The organism is Actinoplanes siamensis (assembly GCF_016862395.1).
GTDB classification, from domain to species: Bacteria; Actinomycetota; Actinomycetes; order Mycobacteriales; family Micromonosporaceae; genus Actinoplanes; species Actinoplanes siamensis.
The window spans coordinates 1-19190 of sequence record NZ_BOMW01000081.1; the positions used below are offsets into that span (position 1 = coordinate 1).

18 protein-coding genes and 1 pseudogene are annotated in these 19190 nt (G+C 72.8%); 10 read left to right on the forward strand and 9 right to left on the reverse strand.

Annotation, left to right across the window (positions count from 1 at the left end; translation table 11 throughout):
* Window positions 1-60: 60 nt before the first annotated feature.
* On the reverse strand, window positions 61-264 hold the full coding sequence (locus Asi03nite_RS34015; protein WP_307834054.1) for a hypothetical protein: 204 nt from the start codon (window positions 262-264) through the stop codon (window positions 61-63).
* Between the two features lie 149 nt (window positions 265-413).
* Between Asi03nite_RS34015 and Asi03nite_RS34020 the strand changes: the two genes are divergently transcribed.
* The 3 genes from Asi03nite_RS34020 to Asi03nite_RS34030 are packed head-to-tail and all read left to right on the forward strand — an operon-like array spanning window position 414 to window position 3335.
* On the forward strand, window positions 414-1787 hold the full coding sequence (locus Asi03nite_RS34020) for a hypothetical protein (RefSeq protein ID WP_203684622.1): 1374 nt from the start codon (window positions 414-416) through the stop codon (window positions 1785-1787).
* Window positions 1784-2350 (forward strand): nucleotidyltransferase family protein, encoded by a 567-nt coding sequence (locus Asi03nite_RS34025; RefSeq protein ID WP_203684623.1) that lies wholly within the window; start codon window positions 1784-1786, stop codon window positions 2348-2350. Before Asi03nite_RS34020 ends, Asi03nite_RS34025 begins: the two co-directional genes overlap by 4 nt.
* Window positions 2343-3335 (forward strand): XdhC family protein, encoded by a 993-nt coding sequence (locus tag Asi03nite_RS34030; protein ID WP_203684624.1) that lies wholly within the window; start codon window positions 2343-2345, stop codon window positions 3333-3335. The genes Asi03nite_RS34025 and Asi03nite_RS34030 overlap by 8 nt, the downstream gene beginning before the upstream one ends.
* A gap of 417 nt (window positions 3336-3752) precedes the next feature.
* On the opposite strand, the pseudogene Asi03nite_RS34035 reads toward Asi03nite_RS34030, so the two are convergent.
* A pseudogene (locus Asi03nite_RS34035) lies at window positions 3753-4199 on the reverse strand (DUF6194 family protein); the annotation flags it as partial.
* A 91-nt stretch (window positions 4200-4290) separates the two neighbouring features.
* On the opposite strand from Asi03nite_RS34035, the gene Asi03nite_RS34040 reads away from it, so the two are divergent.
* Window positions 4291-4992 (forward strand): MerR family transcriptional regulator, encoded by a 702-nt coding sequence (locus Asi03nite_RS34040; protein WP_203684626.1) that lies wholly within the window; start codon window positions 4291-4293, stop codon window positions 4990-4992.
* A 121-nt stretch (window positions 4993-5113) separates the two neighbouring features.
* On the opposite strand, the gene Asi03nite_RS34045 is transcribed toward Asi03nite_RS34040, so the two are convergent.
* The 5 genes from Asi03nite_RS34045 to Asi03nite_RS34065 all read right to left on the reverse strand — a co-directional run bounded on the left by Asi03nite_RS34045 (window position 5114) and on the right by Asi03nite_RS34065 (window position 10322).
* Window positions 5114-5530, reverse strand: coding sequence for a PRC-barrel domain-containing protein (locus Asi03nite_RS34045; protein ID WP_203684627.1), 417 nt, complete (start codon window positions 5528-5530; stop codon window positions 5114-5116).
* Window positions 5531-5829: 299 nt separating this feature from the next.
* Complete coding sequence (locus Asi03nite_RS34050; protein ID WP_239103125.1) at window positions 5830-6726, reverse strand: sugar kinase; 897 nt, start codon at window positions 6724-6726, stop codon at window positions 5830-5832.
* A 137-nt stretch (window positions 6727-6863) separates the two neighbouring features.
* Window positions 6864-7505: a bifunctional 4-hydroxy-2-oxoglutarate aldolase/2-dehydro-3-deoxy-phosphogluconate aldolase gene (locus tag Asi03nite_RS34055; protein WP_203684629.1), complete on the reverse strand. Its 642-nt coding sequence runs from the start codon at window positions 7503-7505 to the stop codon at window positions 6864-6866.
* A gap of 75 nt (window positions 7506-7580) precedes the next feature.
* Complete coding sequence (locus Asi03nite_RS34060; RefSeq protein ID WP_373872207.1) at window positions 7581-8138, reverse strand: hypothetical protein; 558 nt, start codon at window positions 8136-8138, stop codon at window positions 7581-7583.
* Window positions 8139-8279: 141 nt separating this feature from the next.
* Window positions 8280-10322 (reverse strand): N-acetylmuramoyl-L-alanine amidase, encoded by a 2043-nt coding sequence (locus tag Asi03nite_RS34065; protein ID WP_203684631.1) that lies wholly within the window; start codon window positions 10320-10322, stop codon window positions 8280-8282.
* Window positions 10323-10607: 285 nt separating this feature from the next.
* Between Asi03nite_RS34065 and Asi03nite_RS38685 the strand changes: the two genes are divergently transcribed.
* Entirely contained in the window at window positions 10608-10739 is a 132-nt protein-coding gene (locus Asi03nite_RS38685) for a hypothetical protein (RefSeq protein WP_275409518.1), read from the forward strand.
* On the opposite strand, the gene Asi03nite_RS34070 is transcribed toward Asi03nite_RS38685, so the two are convergent.
* The gene (locus Asi03nite_RS34070; RefSeq protein ID WP_203684632.1) at window positions 10729-12435 is read right to left on the reverse strand and encodes an alpha-glucosidase; all 1707 of its coding nucleotides are present in this window, start codon (window positions 12433-12435) and stop codon (window positions 10729-10731) included. The two genes, Asi03nite_RS38685 and Asi03nite_RS34070, sit on opposite strands and share 11 nt — an antisense overlap.
* Window positions 12436-12517: 82 nt before the next feature.
* Between Asi03nite_RS34070 and Asi03nite_RS34075 the strand changes: the two genes are divergently transcribed.
* The 4 genes from Asi03nite_RS34075 (at window position 12518) to Asi03nite_RS34090 (ending at window position 17405) form a co-directional block, all read left to right on the forward strand.
* Window positions 12518-13519 carry a glycosyltransferase family 4 protein gene (locus tag Asi03nite_RS34075; RefSeq protein WP_203684633.1) on the forward strand — a complete coding sequence of 334 codons (1002 nt, stop codon included), beginning with the start codon at window positions 12518-12520 and terminating at the stop codon, window positions 13517-13519.
* Window positions 13520-13675: 156 nt separating this feature from the next.
* The gene (locus Asi03nite_RS34080) at window positions 13676-14842 is read left to right on the forward strand and encodes a glycosyltransferase (RefSeq protein WP_203684634.1); all 1167 of its coding nucleotides are present in this window, start codon (window positions 13676-13678) and stop codon (window positions 14840-14842) included.
* Window positions 14839-15921, forward strand: coding sequence for a glycosyltransferase (locus Asi03nite_RS34085; protein WP_203684635.1), 1083 nt, complete (start codon window positions 14839-14841; stop codon window positions 15919-15921). Before Asi03nite_RS34080 ends, Asi03nite_RS34085 begins: the two co-directional genes overlap by 4 nt.
* Window positions 15918-17405 carry a glycoside hydrolase family 130 protein gene (locus Asi03nite_RS34090; protein WP_203684636.1) on the forward strand — a complete coding sequence of 496 codons (1488 nt, stop codon included), beginning with the start codon at window positions 15918-15920 and terminating at the stop codon, window positions 17403-17405. The genes Asi03nite_RS34085 and Asi03nite_RS34090 overlap by 4 nt, the downstream gene beginning before the upstream one ends.
* Before the next feature lie 93 nt (window positions 17406-17498).
* On the opposite strand, the gene Asi03nite_RS34095 is transcribed toward Asi03nite_RS34090, so the two are convergent.
* Window positions 17499-18320, reverse strand: a complete 822-nt coding sequence (locus Asi03nite_RS34095; RefSeq protein ID WP_203684637.1) for a methyltransferase domain-containing protein — start codon at window positions 18318-18320, stop codon at window positions 17499-17501.
* A gap of 126 nt (window positions 18321-18446) precedes the next feature.
* On the opposite strand from Asi03nite_RS34095, the gene Asi03nite_RS34100 reads away from it, so the two are divergent.
* Window positions 18447-19151: a hypothetical protein gene (locus Asi03nite_RS34100; RefSeq protein ID WP_203684638.1), complete on the forward strand. Its 705-nt coding sequence runs from the start codon at window positions 18447-18449 to the stop codon at window positions 19149-19151.
* Window positions 19152-19190: the final 39 nt, after the last annotated feature.

The window sequence follows — 19190 nt, forward strand, 5'->3', positions numbered from 1 at the left end:
AGAACATTACAGCCCCACGGCCGCAACGCCAAATCGGGGTGGGTGCGACGCCGGTCACACTCACCCGGCCGGGCGAAGGAGCACCACGGACCGGAGAAGGAGCACCGCGACCAGCTCCGGCACCTCCTGCTCGCGAGCGGTCAGACCCTCGATCCGCGACGGCGCCGCGGGCCGCGCCTGCACCGCGCGGCGGACCAGGCGGCGCAGGACGTCCTGGCTGAACGGGCTCTCCCCGGCCGCGCACTGCCGGATCCCGGTCGTCATGCAGGCAGACTCGCGCCGGCGGGCCGCGAATCGCCCGTCCCCGGGCCGCACCCGCGGCCGGTGGTCCGACACCGTCTCCTACCCCGGTAGGAAGCGGGACGCCCCGGGGGACACGGGATACTGGCGCGGTGCACCCCGCATCTCCTGGCGTGACCGACTTTCCCACCGACTCCGACGGACGCCGCAGCAGCGCGGCGCTGGGCCGGGCGGTGGTCGCCGACGCGCTGCGTCCGGTCGACCCGGCCGCCGCGGCGGCGGCCGAGCGCGAGACCGACTGGCGCCGCGGCTATCTCCGGCACTTCCGCGCGCTGGTCGAGGCCGGCCTGAGCGCGGACGGCGCGGCCGGCTACGAGATCGCCGAGGCCGGCCTGCTCTCGCTGCAGGCCCGCATGCGCTATGTCCGCGACGACGGCGAGTTCACTCTGGCCCAGGCGCTGCTGGCGGAGCCCGACCGGCCGTACGACACGGTCGAGATCACCGGCTCGGCGAAGCCCCGCCGCGAACTCGGCCTGGTCACCCGGCTGGACGGCTGGGTGAGGGCCGGTGTGATCGAGGAGTCCTGTGCGGACGCGGTCCGGGAGGTCGCCGCCAACCCGGACTGGCTGGACCTGAGCGATCTCGGGTTCGCGCTGCTCGGCGCGGGCGCCGAGATGGGACCGCTGAGGTGGCTGCTGGGCTGGGGCGCCACCGTCCTGGCCGTCGACCTGCCCCGCCCCGGCCTGTGGGAGCGGATCTGCGGGGTGGCGGCCGGCTCCGCCGGGCGGCTGCTGGCGCCGCTCTCCGGCGGCGGAACACCCGGCGCGGACCTGGTCAGCGACTTCCCGAAGGTCGCGAGCTGGCTGCTCGGCTCGGACCGGCAGCTGGTTCTCGGCAACTACGGCTACGCGCCGGGCAGCGCCTATCCGAAGCTGGCCGCCGCCGTCGACGCCCTGGTCGTGCACCTGCGCCAGCAACGCCCGGACACGGCGCTCGCCGTGCTGGCCACCCCGACAGACGTCTACGCGGTGCCGGCCGGCGCGGTCGCGGACTCGCGGGCCCGGTTCGCGGCCCGGGGCCGGCCCGCCAGGGTGACCTCCCCGCTCTCCGGCGGCCACCTGTTGCGGCCGAACTATCCGCTGGCCACGACGCCGGGGATCAACGACAGCCTGGTGCCGCAGCAGGGGCCGAACTACGCGCTCGCCAAGCGGGTCCACCGGTGGCGGGCCACCCTGGCCCGGCGGGACGGCGTGGTCGGCTTCGCCGTGGCGCCGCCCGCGCGGACCCGGTCGGTGCTGAGCAACCGGCTGCTCAAGGCGGCGTATGCCGGGGCGCACCGGTTCGGCGTCGAGGTCTTCGACCCGGTCGTGGCGAGCGAGCTGATGGCGGTCCTGATGGTTCATCAGATCCGCAAGCCCCGGTCCGCGGACCCGGCGGCGTGGCGGGACGAGGCGGTGGCCGCGGCGCACGGCGGCCTGTGGCGGACCGCCTATCACCCGCGCACGGCGTTGCCCCTGGCCGCGGTGCGGGGCCTGTTCGCCGGATGATCACCGCGGGGGTGGTGCTGGCGGCCGGTGCGGGGCGGCGTTTCGGGATGCCCAAGGCGCTGGTCCCGTACCGTGATCGGATCCTGGTCCAGCACGCGGCCCGGACCCTGCGGGATGCCGGCTGCCGGCGGATCGTGGTGGTGCTCGGGGCTCGCGCCGAGGAGGTCGTGAAGGTCGCGCCCGACCTGCCGGAGACCGTGATCAACCCGGAGTGGGCGACCGGCCTGGGATCCTCGCTGCGCGCCGGGCTGGCGTCGCTGGCCGCCGACGCGTCTGTGGACGCCGCGGTGATCCTGCTGGTCGACATGCCAGGCGTGACGGCCGGCGCGGTCCGCCGGATCACCGCGCACGCCGCCCGCGACGCCCTGGTGACCGGTGGTTATCAGGGACGGCGCGGGCACCCGGTGCTGCTCGGCCGGGAGCACTGGGCGGGCGCCGCCGCGAGCGCGACAGGTGATCGCGGCGCGCGGGATTACCTGCGCGCTCACGAGGTACTGGTGGTGGAGATCGGCGACATCGCCGACGACACCGACCTGGACCATCCGGGAGATCTCGATGCGTGACCTGCTCGCCGACCTGCTGCGCTGGTGGTCGGCGGGCGAGCCGTCCGGACTCGCGGTGGTCACCGCGACGTGGTCGAGCGCTCCGCGGCAGGCGGGTGCGGCGATGGCTGTCGGCCCGGACGGCTCGGTGGTCGGCAGCGTCTCCGGCGGGTGCGTGGAGTCCGCGGTCTACGAGCTGTGCCGGGAGGCCGGGAAGCCGCGGTCCGCCAGGTTCGGCGTCACCGACGATCTGGCGCTGGAAGCCGGCCTGCCCTGCGGCGGCACCATCGAGCTGATGATCGGCCGGGTGGACCGCACGACGTTCCCGGATCTGCCCGAGCTGGCGGCCGCCGTCCGGGCGGGCCGGGCGGTCACTTTGGTGATGGGCGACGACGGCTTCTCCGTCGCCGCCGACGCCGTCGGCCGGACCGCCGTGTCGTTCCCGCCGCCTCCGCGGATGCTGGTGTTCGGCGCCACCGACCACGCCGCCGCGGTGGCCCGGATGGGCCACTTCCTCGGCTACCGTGTGACGGTCTGTGACGCCCGGCCGGTCTTCGCCACCGCTCGCCGGTTCCCGGAGGCGCACGAGGTGGTCGTCGACTGGCCGCACCGCTACCTGGCCGCCGAGGCCGGCGCGGGCCGGATCGACGGCCGCACCGCGATCTGTGTGCTCACCCACGACCCGAGGTTCGACGTGCCCGCCCTGGAGCTGGCGCTCCGGCTGGACGCCGGCTACGTGGGCGCGATGGGCTCCCGGCGCACCCACGACGACCGGCTCGCCCGACTGCGCGAGGCCGGCCTGACCGAGCCGGAGCTGGCCCGGCTCTCCTCGCCGATCGGCCTGGACCTGGGCGCGCGCAGCCCGGAGGAGACCGCGGTCAGCATCGCCGCGGAGATCGTGGCGTTGCGGCACGGCGGCACCGGGGACCGGCTGTCCCGCCGCGACGGGCCGGTGCACAGGAAAATCGCGGAGGCGAGCGACCTTTCCGGGGCCGTCGAACACTGAGGGGTGAACGGTTTCCCTGGTTCGCCGAGCCCGACGTCGCCTACAAGTGACCGGCCAGCTCCCGCAGTGAGCGGATGCGGTGCGGTTCGCCGGCCGGACCGATCCCCGGCCGGTCCAGGTGGACCGCCCGCAACCCGGCGGCGCGAGCCGCCAGCACGTCCAGGTCGCGATCGCCGCCTCGTCGGCCACCAGTCCGACACTCGGCAGCCAGGCCGTCAGTGCGGCGGTCACCGACGTGTCGTGGTCGCCGAAATCTACCCCGCGGGCCGCGGCCTCGACCGTCGAGCCGTGGCCGAGGAGATATTCCGCGCGCTCGACCCGCAGCGGCTGCTGGTAGCGCAGCGGGGCACGCCCGGTCGCCGCGACGAAAGCCGGGTCGAGACGATTGCGACGGTACGGTCGCGGCGCCCGGCCCGCTCAGGGCCGCCGCGCGCGTCCGGCCGACCTCCGGTGCGCGTGCTCGATCAGGCGGTCGACCTCCACCGTCGCCGGGTTCACCACGCTGCCCCAGCCCTGGACGGCGTAGACCGGGTGCGGAAACCAGCGGTCCCGCTCGGCGAAGTCGATCCCGGCCCGGTGGGCGGCGAACTCTTCCGGGCCGTAGCCGAACAGGTCCCGGAACTTGTCGCGGCCCAGCTCGACGTTGAGCCGGAAGGCGCCGGGACGTCCCAGCGCGGAATGCTCGTCGAACCCGGGGACGTCCTGGACGACGATCGTGGCGAACGGGCGCATCCGCTCCGCGCCGACGAAGAAGAACCGGTCACCCCAGCTCGGCTCCGGCGCTCCGGTGTCCGGACCGGCGATCAGCTGGAACACGTCAGGTAGGCGGCTGATCCGCGCGGCCAGCTCGTCGACCCGGCCGGGGCTGTTCCGAGGCTCTGGAGAAGTCAGCATGGCCTTTACCATATCTTTGAATCACCCAGTGAAGGTTTCCCTCTGAACAGTGTGGAGAGGCATGCCGAAGTCTCAAACCTTCAGGCCGATTGATCTGGCTCGGCGGCACGGCCTGTCCGCCCAGGCGATCCGCAACTACGAGAACGACGGGGTGATCCCGCCCGCGCGGCGCACCGCGAGCGGCTATCGCGCCTACGGCGAGCGGCACGTGGCGGCGGTGGATGCGTTCCTGGCGCTGGTCGCCGCGTACGGGCACGGTCCGGCCGCCGTGATCATGCGAGCCGTCCTGCGTGGCGATCCGGAACCGGCGTTCGCCGCCATCGACGCCGGTCACGCGGTGCTGTCCCGGGACCGGGAAGCCCTGGCCGCCGTCGAGGCGACCGCCGGCCTGCTCACCACGCCGGCCCGGGCGGCCCGGCCGCTGCCGGTCGGTGCGCTCGCGCACCGGCTCGGGGTCACGCCGGCCACACTGCGCAAATGGGAGCAGGCGGGGATCCTGGCGCCGTCCCGGGACCGGGTCAGCCGTCAGCGGCTCTACTCCCCCGACGACGTGCGGGACGCCGACCTGGCACACCTGCTGCGGCGGGGCGGGCACAGCCTCGCGCACATCGCGACGGTGCTGCGCCAGGTCCGTGCCGCCGGCGGTCCGGAACCGCTGGCCGCCTCGGTCGGCGAGTGGCGCGCCCGGCTGACCGCCCGGGGCCGGGCCATGCTCACCGCCGCCGCCCGCCTCGCCGAACTCCTCGATCGCGCGCCTGGCTGACCGTCCACGGCCGGGCCGTGCTCACGGCCGCCGCCCGCCTCGCCGAACTCCTCGAAACTCGCCCGACATGGTGCCGCCCCGCCCGAGGGGGTCCGGGCGGGGCGGCGGGCATGATCAGCGATCAGCGCGGATAGTCCCGGTAGCTGCCGGTGTAGTAGTCGCCGACCTGCTCGCGGTACGCGGCCGTCTCGAAGGTGTCCTTGTCGTACTCCGGGGACGCCTTGATCTGGTCCTTGGTGCGGTCCACATAGACCTTGCGGTCGTTGTGGTCGACGTTCTGCACCGTGCCGGCCGGCAGCAGCACCTTGCGGCCGAAGATCCACGGCCCGGTGTCCACCACCAGGTAGGAGCTTCCGACGTCGTAACTGGCCTGGTCGACCGAGCCGATGTGGCCGTCGGTGGCCTCGACCTTGTACCCGACCAGGTCCACGCCGATCCGCCCGGTCTCGTCGGCCACGTCGGCGAACGCCGGTTCGTAGCTTGCGGTCAGAGTCGCGGGATCCCGCCAGGCCCACGGAGTGAACGGCGTAGGTTGCATCACGGCCTCCTCGAATCCGATGAAATTGCCGCTGCTTTTTGCCTACCCGCTCCCGCACCGTCCAATCAGAAGTGGCACATCCCAACCCCGACCGGCCACTTTCCACCCCGCCCACCGCGGCCGGTCCCCCGAGGGGCCCTCACGAGCCCGAGACACCCCACGACCGGCCGGCCCACCGCGGCTGGCGCGGAGAGGCGCCGCGCGGCCTCGAGACCCCTCCGGGCCAGCCGGGGATGACCGTGACCGGCGGCTGCGCCGTGAGCAGCGGTGGGCGTGCTCAAGTAGGCGTGCTCGGTGGATCAGCGGTTGATGTCGGAGCCGGACAGGGCGGTCAGGTCGGCGCGGGTGGGCGCGCCCTCGCAATCGCCGGGGACGGTGACCGCGAACGCGCCGGCCGCGATCGCCGTGTGCAGGCGTTCGGCTGGTGGGGCGCCGGCCAGGCGGTCCGCCAGGTAACCGGCGACGAAAGCGTCCCCGGCGCCCACCGGATCGATCGCCGTGACCGGGAGGGCCGGGACGTCGAAGCGGACGCCGTCGATCAACGCCGTGCAGCCGCGGGCGCCGTCCTTGATGATCACCTCGGTGGGGCCCAGCCCGGCGAGGCCGTCGACCGGGTCGGCGGCGCCGGCGAGGACGGCGGCCTCGTCCGGGCCGGCGAAGATCAGGTCAGCTCGGGTTGCCAGGTCGCGCAGGACCGGGGCGGCGTCGGAACGGGACCACAGCTTGCTGCGGTAGTTCACGTCCAGCGACACCGGGACCCCGGCGGCGCGGGCCACCTCCACCGCGGCGAAGACCGTGGCCCGGGCGGTGTCGCCCAACGCCGGCGTGATGCCGGTGACGTGCAGGATCCCGGCCGCCTCCAACTCGGGCAACGGCAGGTCGGCGGGGGTCAGCCGGGAGCCGGCGCTGCCGGCCCGGTGGTAGTCGGCGTGGATGAACTGGGCGGAGCGCCGGTACCGGATCATCAGGCCGGTGGGCGCCTCGTCGGGCACGGCCAGGACTCGTACCCCCGCGGATCTCAATCGGCTGGAGATCAGCGACCCGGCGGAATCGGGACCGAGCCGGCCGTGCCAGGCGGCGCAGCCGCCGAGGCGAGCGACGCCGACCGCGACATTGCTCTCCGCGCCGCCCACCGCGAGCGTGAAACCGCGCGCGTGCTCGATCGGCCCGATCCCGTCGGCGACGAAGATCCCCATCGACTCACCGAGAGTGAAAAGGCCGCCGGGCGGACCACCGGCCGGGGCGCCGGGCAAACCGCGGACGGGGGCGGCCGGAGGGGCGGGAGTGGCCGACGGGGCGCCGGCTGAGTCATCCGGTGAAGTCATCGCGGCGGTCATGAGCGCGCATATGCGACGGCGTCGACCGCCCGCTTCGCCCGCCCGGCCAGCGCGGTCAGGCTGCCCCCGGTCGCCGCGTCCCCGACCAGCGGACCGCCCAGGCCGACCGCGGCGGCGCCCGCGGCCAGCCAGTCGGCGATGTCGTCCAGGTCGATACCGCCGGTCGGCAGGATGCGCACCTCGGGCAGCGGGCCGCGGAGATCCCTGAGGTACGCCGGCTTGAGCCCGCCGGCCGGGAAGAGCTTGACCAGCGGCGCGCCCGACCGGTGCGCCGAGTGGACCTCGGTGGGCGTGTACGCCCCCGGGTAGCACGGCACGCTCTGCCCGATCAGCGTGTCCAGCACCGGCGACACCAGGAACGACGCGCCCGCGTCGATGGCCGCCGAGGCGTCCTGGCGGGTGAGGACGGTGCCGGCCCCGATCACCGTGCCGGGCGGCAGTTGACGGCGCAGGCCGGAGATCGCCTCGATGGCGCCCTTCGAGGTGAGGGTGACCTCGAGCGCGGTGATGCCGGCGGACACCAGCACGTCGGCGATCGCGGCGAAGGCGCCGGCGGTCGGCGCGCGCAGAACGGCCACGATGCCGCTGTCGACGACGGCGGCGGAGACAGGGTCGAGCGGAGCACGGTGATCGGTCACGGGTTCGATCCTGCCCGATGTCCCAGGGTCAGGGCCAGGGGTCGCCAACGACTCCAGGGAAAGCGCATTCCCGCATCACGGATGTCCGGACTCCGAGCGGCGCGGAAGGCGCCGGACCCGCCCGTCGGCGACCTGCGCGGGCGCGGTCGGCGGGGTGTCCTCGATCCCCAGCTCGTCCCGGACGGCGGCCTCGAACTGCTGCATCACCAGCGGCACCTGGGCGAGCAGCTCGCGGAAGTGGGTCTCCGGGCGGACCCCGCTGACACCTGCCGGGTTCATCGGCCCGTGCAGGCGCTCCAGTTGCAGGTGCACGGCGAGGGCGGCGCTGCGGACCGGGCCGGAGGCGAGCAGCCGTACCGGCATCAGGGCCGGGCCGATCTCGTCGATGTAGACCAGCAGGCCCGGCGGCTTCTCCCCGGCCTCGAACGTCGCCCGCAGGCGCACGGTGGCCCGCTCGAAGCCGGACAGCAGCGTGACGTAGGCCGCCTTGCGCTCCTCGTACCAGCGGCGGGTGCGCCGCCGACGGCTCCGCAGGTCGTGGTCACGTGCGGCGACGAGACGCACCGCGGCAGCGCCGGCCAGGGCGAACACGGCGGCGACCAGGGGCAGTCCCCACCACGGGATCTGAGACACCCCCATACCGTATCGAGCCCGGCGCGAGCGGTCTGTCAAGCATCCCCGGCAGTGGCCCGAATCCCCAAGCCGATGCCGTCCAGCAGGCGCGCCGGTCCGACGCCATCACCCTCGCCGGGTGCCCCGCGCTCGGCCGGGAGCTCAGATCAAGGTGATCAGGCCGTCGACCGTCACGCCGGGACGCCCGCCGGTGGCCTCCGGCACTACCTTGACCGTGTGCTCGGCGGCGCCGGGCCACGACTTGGTGAAGACGACCCGCCGGTGCTGTGGGGTGGCCGAGCGCAGATCCACGTATCCCTGGAAATCGCCGTCGACGTAGATTTTGAGCCGGCCCGCCGACCCGGACCGGGCAGCCACCAGGCCGACCGACCGGCCGGTGACCGTCCAGCTCAGGGCGGCATCGGCGGAGGCGGCGAAAGCCGCCGATCCGCCCAGGTGGGCGGCGTCCGGGACGGTCCGCCAGCTTCCGGTCCGCGCGGCCGCGCTCTCCGGCAGGACCTCGGGGGTACGGGAAACGGTCGCGCTCCGCTCGTTCCCGGCGCGATCGGCGACCGACACCGTCCACTCCGCCGCCGAGCCCACCGCCGCCGTGCCGGTGAGGCTGCGGATCGTCCCGCCCAGCACCGCCTGGCTGCTTCCGGTGACCACCGCCGAGCGCACCCCGGCCGGGTCGGCCGCGGCCCAGCCGAGCCGGACCGGCACGCCGGACCCGGCGGTGCCCGAGCTGACCACTGCCTGCGGGGGCGTGGTGAAGGCCGGCGGCTCGGCGTCAGCCACCACTTTGGCGGTCACGGTGGCGGACCGTCCGGAGAGGTGCAGCGCGCGCACCGTCAGGGTGTGCGCGCCCGGACTCAGCCGCAGCCGGCCGCTGCGCCGGTAGTTCTCCCCGGACGCCGCGAGCTCGCCGTCGACGGAGACGTCGAACCGGTCGAGCAGCCGGCTCGGCGTGGTCAGGTCCCAATTCGGGGTGAGCGTGCCCTTGGTCCAGTACGTCCCGCCGGACAGCGCCGCGCCGGTCAGCCTGGTGAGGTGCAGGCCGGCCGGGGCGCCCCCGGCCAGGCGTCGGATCACCGGCAGCTCACCGTAGAGCGACTTGCCGGGACATTCGGTGAGGCCGGCGTCGCGGTGGCCGGAGATCCGGTTCAGGGTGACCTTCTTGCCGACGGCGTACTTCGGGCTGCCGCCCGAGGTCACCGTGACCCGGCTGTTCGGCGCGATCCCGGTCGCCCCCAGCTTGTACGCCGCGAGCTGGGCCACCGCGACCCGCGTCGGGCCGGAGATCGCGGTGGACCGGAAGTCGCCGATCACCGCCACCGCGCTGGCGTTGGTGTTGAAGCCCAGGGTGTGCGCGCCGAGCACGTTCCGGTCGACGCCGCCGCGCCGCCCCTCGAAGATCGTGCCGCACTTGTCGACCAGGAAGTTGTAGCCGATGTCGTTCCAGCCCTTGCTCTTCACCTGGTACGCCTCGATCCCCCGCACCACGCCGGCCGAGGACTTGCAGCTGTAGCCGTTGCCAGTGGCCGTGTGGTGCACGAAGAACAGCTGGACCGGGCCGGTGTAGGTGGGGTCGTCCTTGACGATCTTCTCGTTCGCGCCCCACGCCGACCGGGTCAGCATCTTCGGCAGCGGCCGGGACGGGATCTCGACGCCGTTGACCCGGCGCGGCTTCGCGAACGCGGCCGGCGCCCGCTCCAAGACGGCGCGCTCGGCCGCGTCCGGGTTGATCAGATCGACCCGCATCCCGGCCGGCAGCTGGCGCGCCCCGCCGGTGGCGACGACCCGGGCCTCGATGCCGTCCGACGGCCCGACCCAGAGCGGGTCGCTGGCTCCCCGGGTGCCGCCGCTCTCGGCGCCACCGGACTCGTCCGGCGCGTCGGTCTCCAGCACCTGCCACGGCGTCCAGGTGCGGGTCCCGGCCGGCCGGGTGCGCACCTGGATCGTGCCGTCCGCGGCCGCCCGCGGATCGTCCCAGGTCACGCCGACCAGGCTGAACCGCTTGGTGTCCCGCTCCGGCAGCTCGGCCGCCGGGGTGGCGGTCCCGCCCGTCTCCGCGACGAGCCGCATCCCTGCGGAGAGGGCGAACGTCTGCAGCAGCGGGCCGGCCACGGGCGCCCGGCTCAGGCCTCCCACGACGGTCAGGGCGATCGCCGGGGTGGCGGCGACCAGGACGGTGACGAAGCGCATGCGAAACCCCCGGCCACCGGTGGACGGAGTCAGTACGGGATCGAACCGGCGACCATTTGACACCTTGCCGGGGCCCCGAGTCCCCTGTGGGGGTTTCTGTGAAAAAAGCTCTATTTACCCATGTCTGGCCTGCCCGACCAGCCCGTTGATCATCCAGGACGCGGTCCGCGGGAAGTCCGGCGGCGCCCCACCGCCCTCCGAGCACCCGCGCGAGCTGCGGGAATCCCCGCCGCCCCGGCCGCCACCGCTCGTGCGCGGAGTCCAGGACACCGCCGGCAGCGCCGGATGCCCAACCACGGCACCGGCGAGCCGGCGGCCACCGCGACCCGGACGGTGGCCACGGAGACCACCGTCCGGCACACGTCGGCGCCGGTCGTCCGCGTGGTTGAGCTCCCGTCCCGCGTGCTCACCGGCTGAGGATCCGCCGATACACCACCGCCTGCCAGGGCGCGAGCGTCAGCGACCCGGACGACGCCCCGGGCAGGTTGGTGAGCAGCAGCTCGGCGCCGGACCAGCCGGCCGCGTCGTCGATCTCGGCCGGCACGGTCCCGCCGGTGAAGTTGCCGATCACCAACAGCTCGGTGTCGCCGAGGCGGCGGGTGAACGCGTACAGGCGCTCGTCGTCCGGCAGCAACATGGTGAAGTCGCCGTCGGCCACGGCGGGCTCGCTGTGCCGCAGCTCGATCAGCCGGCGGTAGTAGTGGAAGACCGAGTCCGGGTCCCGCCGCTGCGCGGCCGCGTTGATCTCCGGGTAGTTCGGGTTCACCGCCAGCCACGGCGTGCCGGTGGTGAACCCGGCGTGCGGCGAGTCGTCCCACTGCATCGGCGTGCGCGCGTTGTCCCGGCCCCGGGCGCGCAGCACGGTGAGCACCTCCTCGGGGTTCCGGCCCTCCAGCTCCACGGCCTGCCGGTACTGCCCGAGCGCCTCGATGTCACGGAAGTCCTCGATGCCGCGGAACGGGTGGTTGGTCATCCCCAGTTCCTCGCCCTGATAGACGTAGGGGGTGCCGCGGTGCAGGTGCAGGACGGTGCCGAGCATCTTCGCCGAGGCCACCCGGTGCTCCGGCGAGTCGTCGCCGTAGCGGGACACCACCCGTGGCTGGTCGTGGTTGTTCCAGTAGAGGCTGTTCCAGCCCACCTCGGCGAGACCGGCCTGCCAGCGGCCCAGGATCGCCTTCAGGTTGGTCAGCTTGAGCGGCTGCAGCAGCCACGGGTCGGGACCGCGGTCGACCCAGACGTGATCGAACTGGAAGACCATGTCCACCTCCTGCCGCCGCGGGTCGGTGTGCAGCCTCGCCTCCTCCACCGTGACCCCGGGCATCTCGCCCACGGTGAGCAGGCCCTCCCGGCCCTCGAAGACCTCGCGGTGCATCTCCTGCAGGAACTCGTGCAGGCGGGGGCCACCGACGAAACCCGCGGAGCCGTCGGCGTACGCCGAGCCCGCCGGGAGCCGTCCGTCCGGCAGTGGCGTGACCTTGGAGATCATGTTGATCACGTCCATCCGGAAGCCGTCCACGCCCCGGTCCAGCCACCAGCGCATCATCGCGTAGACCGCCTGCCGGACCTCGGGGTTCTCCCAGTTCAGGTCCGGCTGCTTGGTGGAGAACAGGTGCAGGTAGTACTCGCCGGTCTTCTCGTCGTACTCCCAGGCCGGACCGCCGAACACCGATCCCCAGTTGGTCGGCTCGGCGCCGGGCGTGCCCGGCTCCATGCCCTCGCGGGCCGGACGCCACCAGTACCAGTCACGCTTCGGACTCCGGATCGACGAGCGGCTCTCGACGAACCACGGGTGCTCGTCCGAGCTGTGGTTCACCACCAGGTCCATGATCAGCTTCATGCCCCGGGCGTGCGCCCCGGCGAGCAGCTCCTCGAAGATCTCCAGGGTGCCGAACATCGGCTCGATGTCCTGATAATCACTGATGTCGTAACCGTTGTCGTCCTGCGGCGACGGATAGACCGGCGACAACCACAAGACGTCCACCCCGAGTTCGGCGAGATGGTCGAGGTGGCCGATGACGCCACGCAGATCGCCCATCCCGTCGCCGTCCGAGTCCGCGAAGCTCCGCGGGTAGATCTGGTAGACGACCGCCTTCTTCCACCACGAATCCGTCATTGCTCTTCTCTAACACGAGAACGCGCCAGGTTTGCGGCAGGCATACTGACCACGTGCTAATTACCGAAAAATGGCTTTTGTCATGAAGGTTGCGTTGCTGGGGCCGATCGCCTGGCGGACTCCCCCGCTCCACTACGGCCCGTGGGAACTGATCACCAGCCTGCTCGCCGAGGGACTCACCGAGCGCGGTGTCGAGGTCACCCTCTTCGCGACGCTCGACTCGGTCACCAAGGCGACCCTGGACGGCGTGGTCCCGGCCGGGTACGAGGAGAACGACGGGATCGACGGCCGGGTGTGGGAGGCCATCCACGTCAGTCACGCGCTGGAAAGGTCCGGCGAATTCGACCTGGTCCACAACCACCTGGACTGGTTGCCGCTGGCATTCTCGGCGCACTGCCGCGCCCCGATGCTGACCACCGTGCACGGATTCTCCGGGCGCAACATTCTTCCGGCGTACCGGAAAGCGAAGTCCCTGTTCGTGTCGATCTCCGACAGCGACCGGGCGGCGGACCTGGACTACCTCGCCACCGTGCACCACGGCGTGGATCTGAGCGGGCTGCCCTTCCACCCGGACGGCGGGGACGACCTGATCCTGTTCGGCCGGATCCACCCGGACAAGGGGACCGACCTGGCCATCGAGATCGCCCGCCGGGCCGGCCGCCGGCTGATCATCTGCGGCATCGTGCAGGACCGGGCGTTCTTCGAGGCGGCTGTCGAACCGCTGATCGACGGGGACTCCGTGGTCTACCTGGGATCGGTGGGGCCGGACGAGCGCGGGACGATTCTCGGCTCGGGGGCCGCGCTGCTGCACCCCATCCGGTTCGCCGAGCCGTTCGGGTTGTCCGTGGTGGAGTCGATGGCCTGCGGGACGCCGGTGATCGCGTACCGGAGGGGGTCCATGCCGGAAGTGGTGGACGAGGGCGTCACCGGGCGCCTGGTCTCCTCTGTCGAGGAGGCGGCGGCCGCGGTCGCCGACATCTCCCGCCTGGACCGCGCGGCCTGCTCGGCACGCGCGCGGGAACGCTTCTCCGCGGATCGGATGGTCGATCAATACTTGGCTATCTACCGAGAAATCGCCATTTGAAAAGCCGATTCTTGTTACCGTCACAAAAGTGAATTGCGCGTTAAGTTGGGACATTTCCCGGAACGCCTTTACCGCCGTTCACGCGCGGCGCCCGCAGTCACGCCCGCGCGATTGTCCGCGCGGCGGGAGGTGGCCGGCCGGAGAGAAAGGGCAGCCATGCCCACTACATACGGTTTTTTGAGCACATATCCGCCCACACAATGCGGTTTGGCGACGTTCAATGCCGCACTCGCCATACATCTGACCGCAGGCAAGCCCGGGGCGGCGATGGGATCCGGCGTGGTGCGATTGCTCGCCAAGGACAACACCAGTGGCGGAATCGCACTCGACGGGGCCGCGCCCCGGGTCGTGCACACCTGGCACACCGACGGGCCCGGCGGCTGGCCCGGCGCCGCCGACGCGCTGAACCGCTTCGACGTGGCGGTGATCCAGCACGAGTACGGCATCTACCCGGGTGACGCCGGCGCCGAGGTGCTGCCGCTGCTGCGCACGCTCAAGATACCGGCCATCGTGGTGCTGCACACCGTCCTCGCCCACCCGGACGACCTGCAGCGCGCGGCGCTGGAACAGATCGCCGACATCGCGGCCGCGGTGGTGACCATGACCGACACCGCCCGCCGGCGGCTGACCACCGGGTACGCGGTGGACCCCCGCAAGATCACGGTGATCCCGCACGGCACGGCCAGCCACGACGAGGTGCCCCGCGAGGACCACGACCGGCCACAGCTGCTCAGCTGGGGACTGCTCGGTCCGGGCAAGGGCATCGAGTGGGCGCTGCGGGCCCTCGCCCTGCTCGGCGACCTGCGGCCGGCTCCGGTCTACACGGTCGCCGGGCGCACCCACCCCAAGGTGCTCGAGCAGCAGGGCGACGTGTACCGGGACAGCCTCAAGGCCCTGGCCGCCGACCTGGGCGTGACCGACGCGGTGCGGTGGGTGGACGCGTATCTGGAGCCGGCCGAGCTGTCCCGGCTGATCCGCTCCGCGGACGCGGTGGTGCTGCCGTACGACTCCACCGAGCAGGTCACCTCCGGCGTGCTGATCGAGGCGGTGGGCGCCGGGGTGCCGGTGGTGGCGACCGAGTTCCCGCACGCCGTGGAGCTGCTCGCGGACGGGCCCGGACTGCTCGTGCCGCACCAGGACCCGGAGGCGATGGCGTGCGCCATCCGGCACGTGCTGGCCGAGCCGGGACTGCCCGGGCGGGTGACCGGCCTGGCCGGTGGACCGACCCTGCGCTGGCCCGCGGTGGCGGCGCGCTATCAGGCCCTGGCCGCGCGGCTGCTCGCCGAACGCGCCTCGCTGGCCACGGCGACGGTTCCGGCATGAGCCACTCACTGCGGCTGATCCCGCCGCCGATCCGGCTCTCCGGAGTGCCCGAACCGCGCTTCGACCACGTGCTCCGGCTCTCCGACGACACCGGCCTGCTGGAGCACGCGCGGACCGCCATCGTCCGGCGCGAGCACGGGTACTGCGTCGACGACGTCTCCCGGGGGCTGCTGGTCGCCTGCCGGGAGCCCCGGCCGTCGCCCGAGCTGCTCCGGGCCGCCGAACGCTACCTGGCCTTCCTCACCCACGCGCAGGGCGCCGAAGGGGCGTTCCGCAACCGGATGAGCTATGACCGGCGCTGGCAGGACGAACCCTCGCTGGGCGACTGGTGGGGCCGGGCCCTGTGGGGCCTGGGCACCGCCGCCGCCCGCGGCAGCGCCGGCTGGATCCGGCGGGAGGCGCTGTACGCCTTTCACCTGGGCGCGGTACGCCGCTCCGAATGGCCCCGGGCGATGGCCTTCGCCGGGCTGGGCGCGGCCGAGGTGCTGCGCGCCGACCCGCGCGACGAGGCCGCCGCCGAGCTGCTCGCCGACGCCGCCACGGTGATCGGCCTGCCCGGCTCCGACCCGGACTGGGTCTGGCCGGAACGCGAGCTGACCTACGCCAACCCGGCCCTGGCCGAGGTGGTGATCGCGGCCGGCGACCTGCTCGGCGACGAGGCGCTGCTCGGCGACGGCCTGCGGATGCTCTCCTGGCTCTGCGGCGTGCAGGAGCACAACGGCCACCTCTCCACCGTGCCGGTCGGCGGCTGGCGCCCGGGCGTGCCCCGGCACCGGCACGACCAGCAGCCGATCGAGGCGGCGGCGACGGCGGACGCCTGCGCCACGGCCGCCGCGGTGACCGGGGACGAACGCTGGGACGCCCCGCTGTTCCAGGCCATCGCGTGGTTTCTGGGCGACAACGACACCGGAACGGTGATGTACGACAGCGAGACTTGCGGTTGTTATGACGGTTTGAAGGTGGACGGTCCTAATCTGAACCAAGGAGCCGAATCCACCCTCGCGCTCGTCTCCACGCTGCAGCATGCCCGCACGCTGGCGAGCCGGAGCGCGACCCGACCGTCAGGCGGATTTGCGTGACAGCAACTGTGCAATCGACAGACATCACCCGTCACGACCTCACCATGGAGCCCGACGACCGCCGCGTGGTCGTCAAGCTCTTCGTGCCCGGCGAGGAGTCGCACGCCACACACAACCGCACGGCGTGCCTGATCGAGCGGGTCCTGCAGCTCGACGACGACGACATCGGCACGCTCCTCGACGACGTGCTGAACCGCTTCGTCGGGCGGCACCACGACCTGCTCTCGGTCTTCCAGCACCACTACGAGGTGGTGCACCACCGGGTGCCGCCGGAGATCGAGCTGTCGCCGCAGGCCCGGACGCTGCTCGGGGCGTACTTCAGCCACGAGTTCTCGGTCGAGGCGGCGGCGCTGTGCAACCCGTCCATCGTGCCGCACCCGGACCAGAACGACCTGGCGCCGGGCGAGCTGCGCGCGGCGCTGAGCCTGCGGCAGATCGGCGAGGGTCACATCTCGTCGATCGGCTTCTGCGGCGTGGTCCTCGGGCCGGGTCCGGAGATCCGGCTCGAGGATCGCGAGGGCCCGCTCACCATCGGCTCCCGGGTCGGCGCCAAGCACATGAAACACCAGCTGTTCGCGGCCCTCGGAGACGAGGACATCGACAACGAGTGCTCGGCGTACGTCCTCGGGGCGCTCCCCGACCGCTACGACGACCAGACGTTCGAGGACGTGCTCGGCCAGCTGCCCCCGGAGATCCTGGCCCGGCCGACCACGCCGATGGCGCAGGACCTGATCCGGCGCATCGTGATGGACGACTACGCGGTCGCCTTCCCGGCCACCGTGCCGCTGCACCAGCGGGTGCTCTGGCCGGCCACCCCGAGCGAGAGCCGGGGCATGGAGGACGCCCGGTTCGTGCAGGTGACCGACCCGGACGGGCGGCCGGCGTACCAGGGGACCTACACCGCGTACGACGGCTTCAACATCTCCGGGCGGATCATCTACAGCCGCGACCTGCGGCACTTCGAGGTGACAGCGCTGCACGGCCCGGCCGCCAAGAACAAGGGCATGGCGCTGTTCCCGCGCTACGTCAAGGGCCGGAAGATGGCGCTCTGCCGCTCCGACGGCGAGACGCTGGGCCTGGCCATCCGCGACGACCGGCACCGCTGGCAGCCGGCCGGGCCGCTGCTGATCCCGCACCGCGGCTGGGAACTGATCCAGGTGGGCAACTGCGGCTCGCCGATCGAGACCGAGGCCGGGTGGCTGGTCCTCACCCACGGCGTCGGCCCGATGCGGCGGTACGCGATCGGCGCCATGCTGCTCGACCTCGACGACCCGTCGCGGGTGATCGCGGACCTGCCGCACGGCCTGATCGACCCGGACGAGAGCGAACGCGAGGGATACGTGCCGAACGTGCTCTACTCCTGCGGCGGCCTGGTGCACAACGGGCGGTTCTGGCTGCCCTACGCCTCCAGCGACGTGCGGATCAGCTTCGCCAGCATGCCCCTGGACCATCTGCTGCAGCAGATGGTGCCCGTGTCTGCTTGACCGCCTCGCTTCGCCCGGCGGCATGTCGCCCCGGGGGGTCGATGACGAAATGCGCTTCTGGTCGCGGTGGGGGCTGGCGGGGGGCCCGTGGGGTTACACGCTGCCGGCTACCACCCAGATGGTGAGGACGGCCAGGAAGTCGCCTCGGGCGCCGGCGGCCTCGACGTGGGCCAGCCACTCGTCGCGCAGGCCCGGCGGGGTCCGCCAGGCGTCCTCGGGGACCCTGGGGTTGACCATCGGGAGGACCACGGCGGCCGAGTCGGGGCTGCCGAACAGCATGGTGACCGGGGTCGCGGTCAGGCCGGTGACGCCGGCCGCGACCAGCCGGCGGCGCAGGGTCCGGCCCATGTCCCGGTACGGCGGTGTGAAGTGCCGGTTCACGTACCCCAGCACGGTGTCCTGCAAGGCCCGCGGCACCCCGTCGAACGCCAGCGAGTCCCAGTCGGTGTCGATCAGGCAGATCCGCCCGCCCGGCCGGGTCACCCGGCGCATCTCGGCGATCGCCCGGTCCGGGTCGTCCACATGCTGCAGGACCCGCTCGCACCACACCCCGTCGACACAGTCGCCGGGGAGGCCGAGCGCGCAGACGTCGCCGGTGACGTACTCCACATTGCTGTTGTCGTGCCGGCTCACCGCGGCCGCCGTGATCGCCGCCGAGTGGTCCAGCGCGATCACCTCACCCCGCGGCCCCACCTCGGCGGCCAGCCGGCGGGCCACCTCGCCGCTGCCGGAACCCGCGTCCAGCAGTCGGGCGCCGAGCGCCGGGCGCAGCGCGTCGAACCCGGTCCGGCGGACCCGGCGGATCTCCGGGTGCCGGCCCATCTCGGTGAGCGCGGCGAGCACCATCTCCGACATCTGAGCGGTCAGTCCGTCGATGTCGGAGAACGGCGTACGTTCCTTCTGCGGGGGTGCCATGCCGCGATTGTTCTCCTGGCGCACACCGATCCGCCGGTCCCCGTCATCCATCCGACAGGGGGCTCCACCTGCTTTTCTTTTGATCCGTTCCAGTACCGTGGGGCGCCTGTGGACGAGGAGCAGACGATGACCGCACACCGGACGGCCACCGGGACGCCGGCCTGGATCACCTGGCCGATCCGGATGGTCGCCCTGATCGTGGTCTTCCCCTTCCGCCTGCTCTGGGAGCTGGGCGTGCTGGTCAACCGGTTCGTCCTGGTCCCGGTCGGCCGGGCGCTGGGCTGGCTGTTGCGGACCTTCCTGCTGGCCCCGCTGCTCTGGCTGCTGCGGCAGGTCCTGCAGTGGGTGCTGCTGCCGGTCTGGCACGCGCTGCGCTGGGTGGTGGCCGCGCTGGTCGCCGGGATCGCCTGGGTGCTGCGGATGCTGGTGCGCTTCCTGCTGCGGCCGGTCGCGCGGGCGGTGGCGTGGGTGCTCACCCCGGTGCTGCGGGTGATCTACAACTGGGTGCTGGCGCCGCTCGGGCACGCCGTCGCGTGGCTGCTGCTGGCGCTCCACCGCCGGGTGCTGGCGCCGCTCGGGCAGGCGGTCGTCCGGGCGCTGCGCGCCTCGTACCGCTGGATCCTGGTCCCGATCGCCTCGGCGATCGTCTGGGCCTCCCGGGTGATCTACCGTTGTCTGCTGCGGCCGATCGGCCTGGCCATCCGTTTCCTCTGGCGGTACACGTTCGGCCTGTTGTTCCGCGGGATCGCCGCGACCGGCCGCCGGGTGCGCGACGAGATCCTGCGACCGGCCGGGGATGTGGTGCGCGCCGCACTGGGACTGCGCCGCTGATACCACATTTCGTGACGGGGCGTCATGCGGCCGTTATCA